We start from the raw sequence: 6041 nt of genomic DNA, 5'->3' as shown, positions 1-6041 counted from the left end.
TTATTTCAATAGAAATTGTCTTTATTTACTTATCGTGGACTTTTTTGTCCCAACTTCTATATTTTTTTATCATCACAATATTATGCCAACTCTGATACATAATCTTATGTTAGAATAGCATATGTAATTTTAAAAAGGTGGCAAAGCTAATGAACAATAAACTAAAAAAAGAAATTATAGACTTTGCTCATTCTATAGGCATTGATAGTATTGGATTTACTACTGCAGATCCTTTTGATGAATTGAAACAAAAATTAGAGGAATACCATGCAAAAGGGTATGCATCGGGTTTTGAGGAATCAAATATATCATTACGTACAGAACCTAAACTAAGCTTACCTAGCGCACGTTCTATTATTGCAATAGCTGTGGGTTATCCTAATAAACTTAAAGGTGCACCAAAAAGTGTTAAAGGTGATCGTAGAGGCATGTTTGCAAGAGCATCATGGGGCCAAGATTATCATAGCATTATGCGTAAGAGACTTGATAAATTAGCTGATTTCATCAAAGAAAAAGTACCTGATGTCGAAATCCAATCGATGGTTGATACCGGTGTATTGTCAGATAGAGCAGTAGCAGAAAGAGCTGGATTAGGATTCACGGGTAGGAATGGATTTGTGATTTCTCCTGAATTAGGGACTTGGTCTTACCTAGGTGAAATGTTAGTAAGTATACCGTTTGAACCTGATGATCCTTTATTAGATAGTTGTGGTGACTGCACAATTTGTGTTGATCGCTGTCCAACAGGTGCACTTGTTGGAAATGGTCAGTTAAATAGCCAAAAATGTATTAGTTTTTTAACTCAAACTAAAGGTTATCTTCAAGATGAATATCGATATAAAATTGGAAATAGATTATATGGGTGTGATACATGTCAACAAGTTTGTCCTAAAAATCGTGGTATTAATACTCAGCATGATGATATTGTCTTGGAACCTGAAATTTTGAAACCACGTCTTGTACCTTTACTTCAAATGAGCAACAAGAAATTTAAAAGTACATATGGGCATTTGGCAGGTGCTTGGAGAGGTAAAAAACCAATACAAAGAAATGCTATTATAGCTTTGGCACATTTTAAAGAAGAAAGTGCTATACCAGAACTAAAAGAAGTTGCATTAAATGATCCAAGACCTATGATTAGAGGTACTGCATATTGGGCAATTGGACAAATTTTAGAGGATGATGCTATATCTTTTATTGATGAGCATTATGAAAATGAGATTGAAGAAGTGCAGCTCGAAATGAAAAAAGGTTTGCAAATGAGGAGAGAACAAAAATGACAAATCATATTGTACTATATCAACCAGAAATACCAGCAAATACAGGAAATATTGCACGTACTTGTGCGGGTACTTTAACCCATCTTCATCTAATTAAACCACTCGGCTTTAGTACGGAAGACAAAATGTTAAAACGTGCAGGACTTGATTATTGGGAGCATGTTAATATTACATATCACGATAGTATTGAGGAATTTTTTGCTAATACAGAAGGTCATTACTATTTATTAACAAAATTTGGTAAACAGACCTACAGCGATTTTAATTTTTCTAATACTAATGAGGATTATTATTTTATCTTTGGTAAAGAAACTACTGGTCTTCCTGAATGGGTTAAGGAGAAATATGCAAAAACAGCTTTAAGAATTCCAATGAGTGACAATATACGCTCTCTTAATCTTTCTAATACTGCTGCTTTACTGATTTACGAAGCTTTGAGACAACAAGATTATCCTAACCTTTCATAATTAACGCTAATAGATAAAGTAAATGCAAGATAAACCCAAGAAATGTTATATTAATTGTGAGCCAATAAAAAATAATAGTTTGATAATTAATACAAAGGGTATACTTTAAATTAAATCGACTTAAATAAAAGAGCAAACTTAGAGGAGTGTAGTTAACATGGCAATGAATTTTAAAGTATTTGATAATAGTGAAAAAGTAGCAGAATATACTGCAGATATTCTACGTAAGCAATTTAATAATAATCCAACTACTATTGCAGGATTTCATTTGAGCAAAGAACATGCACCAGTGTTTGATGAACTTAAGAAAAATGTAGAAAATCATACAGTTGATTTCAGTCAAATAAATATTTTAGATTATGATGATAATCATTCTTATTATGAGGCTTTGGGTGTGCCAACAGGCCAAATTTATTCCATTTCTTACGAAAATGATGCAATTGACTTTATCTCAGATAAGATTAAGACTAAAGAAAATAAAGGCAAACTGACAATGCAAGTCCTTACGATTGATGAAAATGGTAAACTTGACATTAGCGTTCGTCAAGGTTTGATGGAAGCTAGAGAAATTTTCTTAGTTATTACTGGTGCTAATAAACGCGATATGGTAGAAAAACTTTACCGTGAAAATGGTAAGACTAGTTTTGAACCATCGGATTTAAAAGCACACCGTATGGTCAATGTTATCTTAGATAAAGAAGCGGCTGCAGGCTTACCTGAAGACGTAAAAGAGTACTTCACTGCACGTTTTGCATAAAATAAGTTTGTGAGGGATAAATGATGGCGAACAAAAAAGATTCCAAATTAAATTATCATGAAGAAGAAAATGCTATGGTTACCGACTTAGATGATTTAAAAGAATTAGGAAAAGAAATGGAACAGATTTCACAGGAAAATGATGAAGAAAAATTAAATCAATCTCATGATAACGAAGTTCGTTCAGATTTAAAAAAACAGTAAATAGATTTCATAAAAATCCAGTAACTTATCAGTATGTTAAGTTATTGGATTTTTGCATTGTATTATCTTTCACATGATTTGTTGTAAAAATATTCACTCCTTTTGATTGGTTATGATATGATACTTACAGTCATTAACACAAGGAGATTAATTAAATGTTAAGAAAATACTGGATTCACTTTGTCATAGTTACTGTTATAGTGAGTTTGATATCTATAAAAGGTTTTCCACTTGCTTTAGGCGCTTTATACTTGCCACTACTGTTCAAAATTGTACAACTTCAGCTTAATTTATCAAAAGGTCTTATTGATAATGTCAATGTACATACATTTATAAAAAGTAATCAGTCTGGTGTGGTGATCAGTGTGATTTGTTGTCTATTAATAACGGGAGTTTTGACATACACCTTGGATGATTTTTATAATGAATTACCAGGATTTTTAGGTGTTTTAGTAAGTATAAGTCCTGTTACTCTCACTATAGGCGTGATACTATTTGTTTTAACTGCAATTGCTATTGTTCAGGCTACTAAAGCAAAATATCAACAATCTAAGAATTAAATAAGTAAGAAATAATTTAATATATGAGTCATAAATGAACATGAAAAAAATCATTTAGGACTCATTTTTATTTTAATAGGAAAAATTTTCTTTTAAATGTAAACGGTTTATTTCAACATTGCTCATACAATTTAAATAGTGCTATACTACAATTAAACAAAGAACAATAGGGGGAGCGATATAAATGTCAGTCAGAATTGAACATGATACATTTGGAGAAATTGAAGTACCAGAAGACAAATATTGGGGTGCACAGACTGAAAGAAGTAAACGAAATTTTCCAGTCGGCAAAGAGCATATGCCTATACAAGTCATTTGCGGATTTGCTCAACTAAAAAGAGGTGCAGCCTTAGCAAATCATGAATTAGGAAAATTGAGTGATGAAAAAAAGAACGCCATCGTTTATGCTTGTGATCGTATTTTAAATGGAGAACTAGATAATCATTTTCCACTTGTGATTTGGCAAACAGGTAGTGGTACTCAAAGCAATATGAATGTAAATGAAGTCGTAAGCTATGTAGCTAATGAATACCTTAAGAAACATGGAAGTAAGGAAACTATCCATCCAAATGATGATGTAAATAAATCTCAAAGTTCAAATGATACATTTCCTACAGCTATGCATGTCGCATTGTTCCATGAAGTTGAAACTAAGTTAGAGCCAGCACTTAACCATTTACGTCAAACTTTTAAAGAAAAAGAAGACCAATATCAATCAATCATTAAAATTGGACGCACACATTTGCAAGATGCAACGCCTATTAAACTAGGTCAAGAGATAAGTGGTTGGCGCTATATGTTAGAAAAATGTGAGCAATTACTATCAGAATCAAAAAAGCATATTTTAAATTTAGCAATTGGTGGAACTGCAGTAGGAACGGGAATTAATGCTCATCCAGAATTTGGTCATAAAGTAGCCAAATATATTTCCCAAAACACAGGGTATGCTTTCGTATCATCTGAAAACAAATTTCATGCTTTAACTTCTCATGATGAAATTGTACAATTACATGGAACATTAAAAGCGCTAGCGACAGATTTAATGAAAATTGCAAATGATATTAGATGGCTAGCCTCTGGACCGCGTGCAGGTCTTGCTGAGATTTCAATTCCAGAAAATGAACCTGGATCTTCTATTATGCCAGGAAAAGTAAATCCAACACAATGTGAAATGTTAACTATGGTAGCAGTACAAGTCATGGGGAATGATACGACGGTAGGTATCGCAAGTTCTCAAGGTAATTTTGAACTAAATGTATTTAAACCGGTAATTATGCATAACACTTTACAATCTATTTACTTATTAGCAGATGGAATGAATACCTTTAATAAAAACTGTGCAATTGGTATTCAACCGATAGAAGAAAATATTAATAATTATTTAAATCAATCATTAATGCTAGTTACGGCACTGAACCCTCATATTGGATATGAGAAAGCAGCTCAAATAGCTAAAAAGGCACACAAAGAAGGACTTACTTTAAAAGAATCTGCAATAGAAAGTGGATATGTAACTGAATCACAATTTGAAGAGTGGATAAAACCAGAAGATATGGTAGACCCACATTGATTTTCTAGATTATAAAAATTGCATATAAAAACAAAGTATTTTGGCGAGACTCTTGAGGGAACAGGACAAGCTGAAGACTACAAGCTGAAGCTGTCCCCTAAGAAAGCGACCCAACAATACGAATTATTGTAAATAAACAAGCCAGTAAATGAATTTATAGAAAACTCATTTACTGGCTATTTTGCTAGGAATTATGCCCCAGCCTCTATATTAGTAGTTTGGCAATGAGAAAGATGAAATTAGGTGTTATGTTGACTTTTTTAATAAAACATTCTGTCCTATTTCATTAATTAATAGTTAAAATAATATAGTTTTTAATTCGATATTTAACTTAATGTTAATGATAACATCGACATATTGCTATTTATCATCTAGACTTACAGAAATAATTTCTTGAGTCAGTGGATGAGTAAATTCAATTTGATGACTATTTAGCTCTAATTGTCGTAATGTTGAAGTTCCATAAAGTGGATCCCCAATAACTGGATGGCCAATCTCAGCAAGGTGCACACGAATTTGGTGTGTTCGACCTGTATCTAGTTTAATGTCGAGTTGACATACACCTTCTTTAATCATTTTAGAGTTAATAATGTGAGTGATTGCACGTTGACCTGTGTTGGAAATTCTTCGTTTGTTTGAATGAAATTTATCTTTACCAATAGGCATATCTATCGTTTGTGGCTTAATAGGTAACAACGCTTTGACATTTGCTTTATATATACGCGTAATTTCATTATATTCTAACATTCGGTCTAAGATTTTTTTCATAAGCGGATTTTTAGCAACTATCAATAAACCTACTGTTTCTTGATCTAGTCGATGTATGGGCTCAACATATTCACTATCAACAGTGTAAATCACATGGTTCATAAGTGTGTTGCTCTCTTTTAAATCATTGGGATGCGTTTTAACACCTTTTGGTTTCATGACAATGGCCAAGTCATCATCCTCGTAATAAATTTGAGCATATCGATAACTTGGTAAATAATTACTTACTTCATTAGGGGTTGGTATCTCAACATGATCACCAGTTTTAACATTATTTAATAATGTACCGTACTCTTTATTAATTAAAATTTCTTTAGACATATTCAGTTGATGTAAGTCTTTTTTAGGTAATTTTAAATATTGGAAAATCTCTCTCAATGTATAATCGTTAAATTGTTTAGGTATTGTAAATTTCATTTTTTCCTCCTATAAACTC

7 protein-coding genes are annotated in these 6041 nt (G+C 32.1%); 6 read left to right on the top strand and 1 reads right to left on the bottom strand.

Annotated elements, in window-relative coordinates; translation table 11 throughout:
* Nucleotides 1–149 precede the first annotated feature (149 nt).
* From queG to fumC, 6 genes are all read left to right on the top strand, one after another.
* Complete coding sequence (gene queG, locus HMPREF2576_RS09745) at nt 150–1280, top strand: tRNA epoxyqueuosine(34) reductase QueG (protein ID WP_001829814.1); 1131 nt, start codon at nt 150–152, stop codon at nt 1278–1280.
* On the top strand, nt 1277–1747 hold the full coding sequence (gene trmL / locus HMPREF2576_RS09740) for a tRNA (uridine(34)/cytosine(34)/5-carboxymethylaminomethyluridine(34)-2'-O)-methyltransferase TrmL (protein ID WP_001829836.1): 471 nt from the start codon (nt 1277–1279) through the stop codon (nt 1745–1747). The genes queG and trmL overlap by 4 nt, the downstream gene beginning before the upstream one ends.
* Before the next feature lie 157 nt (nt 1748–1904).
* Nucleotides 1905–2504 carry a 6-phosphogluconolactonase gene (locus tag HMPREF2576_RS09735; RefSeq protein ID WP_002456349.1) on the top strand — a complete coding sequence of 200 codons (600 nt, stop codon included), beginning with the start codon at nt 1905–1907 and terminating at the stop codon, nt 2502–2504.
* A gap of 23 nt (nt 2505–2527) precedes the next feature.
* A complete protein-coding gene (locus HMPREF2576_RS09730) occupies nt 2528–2707 on the top strand; it encodes an SAS053 family DNA gyrase inhibitor (protein ID WP_002468490.1) in 180 nt (59 codons plus the stop codon).
* Nucleotides 2708–2862: 155 nt separating this feature from the next.
* Nucleotides 2863–3267, top strand: coding sequence for a hypothetical protein (locus HMPREF2576_RS09725; protein ID WP_001829818.1), 405 nt, complete (start codon nt 2863–2865; stop codon nt 3265–3267).
* Nucleotides 3268–3451: 184 nt separating this feature from the next.
* A complete protein-coding gene (gene fumC, locus HMPREF2576_RS09720) occupies nt 3452–4837 on the top strand; it encodes a class II fumarate hydratase (RefSeq protein ID WP_070856426.1) in 1386 nt (461 codons plus the stop codon).
* Nucleotides 4838–5197: 360 nt separating this feature from the next.
* On the opposite strand, the gene HMPREF2576_RS09715 is transcribed toward fumC, so the two are convergent.
* Nucleotides 5198–6022 (bottom strand): RluA family pseudouridine synthase, encoded by an 825-nt coding sequence (locus tag HMPREF2576_RS09715; RefSeq protein ID WP_001829804.1) that lies wholly within the window; start codon nt 6020–6022, stop codon nt 5198–5200.
* Nucleotides 6023–6041: the final 19 nt, after the last annotated feature.

It is taken from the genome of Staphylococcus sp. HMSC063F05 (assembly GCF_001837075.1).
In the GTDB taxonomy this organism is placed as follows: domain Bacteria; phylum Bacillota; class Bacilli; order Staphylococcales; family Staphylococcaceae; genus Staphylococcus; species Staphylococcus epidermidis.
Note: the sequence above shows the minus strand (reverse complement) of the source record. Positions and strands in the feature narration are given on the sequence as shown.

Coding starts and splice junctions, on each gene's coding strand:
- queG (WP_001829814.1), top strand. CDS start 150: ATGAACAATAAACTAAAAAAAGAAATTATAGACTTTGCTCATTCTATA.
- HMPREF2576_RS09715 (WP_001829804.1), bottom strand. CDS start 6,022: ATGAAATTTACAATACCTAAACAATTTAACGATTATACATTGAGAGAG.
- HMPREF2576_RS09725 (WP_001829818.1), top strand. CDS start 2,863: ATGTTAAGAAAATACTGGATTCACTTTGTCATAGTTACTGTTATAGTG.
- trmL (WP_001829836.1), top strand. CDS start 1,277: ATGACAAATCATATTGTACTATATCAACCAGAAATACCAGCAAATACA.
- HMPREF2576_RS09735 (WP_002456349.1), top strand. CDS start 1,905: ATGGCAATGAATTTTAAAGTATTTGATAATAGTGAAAAAGTAGCAGAA.
- HMPREF2576_RS09730 (WP_002468490.1), top strand. CDS start 2,528: ATGGCGAACAAAAAAGATTCCAAATTAAATTATCATGAAGAAGAAAAT.
- fumC (WP_070856426.1), top strand. CDS start 3,452: ATGTCAGTCAGAATTGAACATGATACATTTGGAGAAATTGAAGTACCA.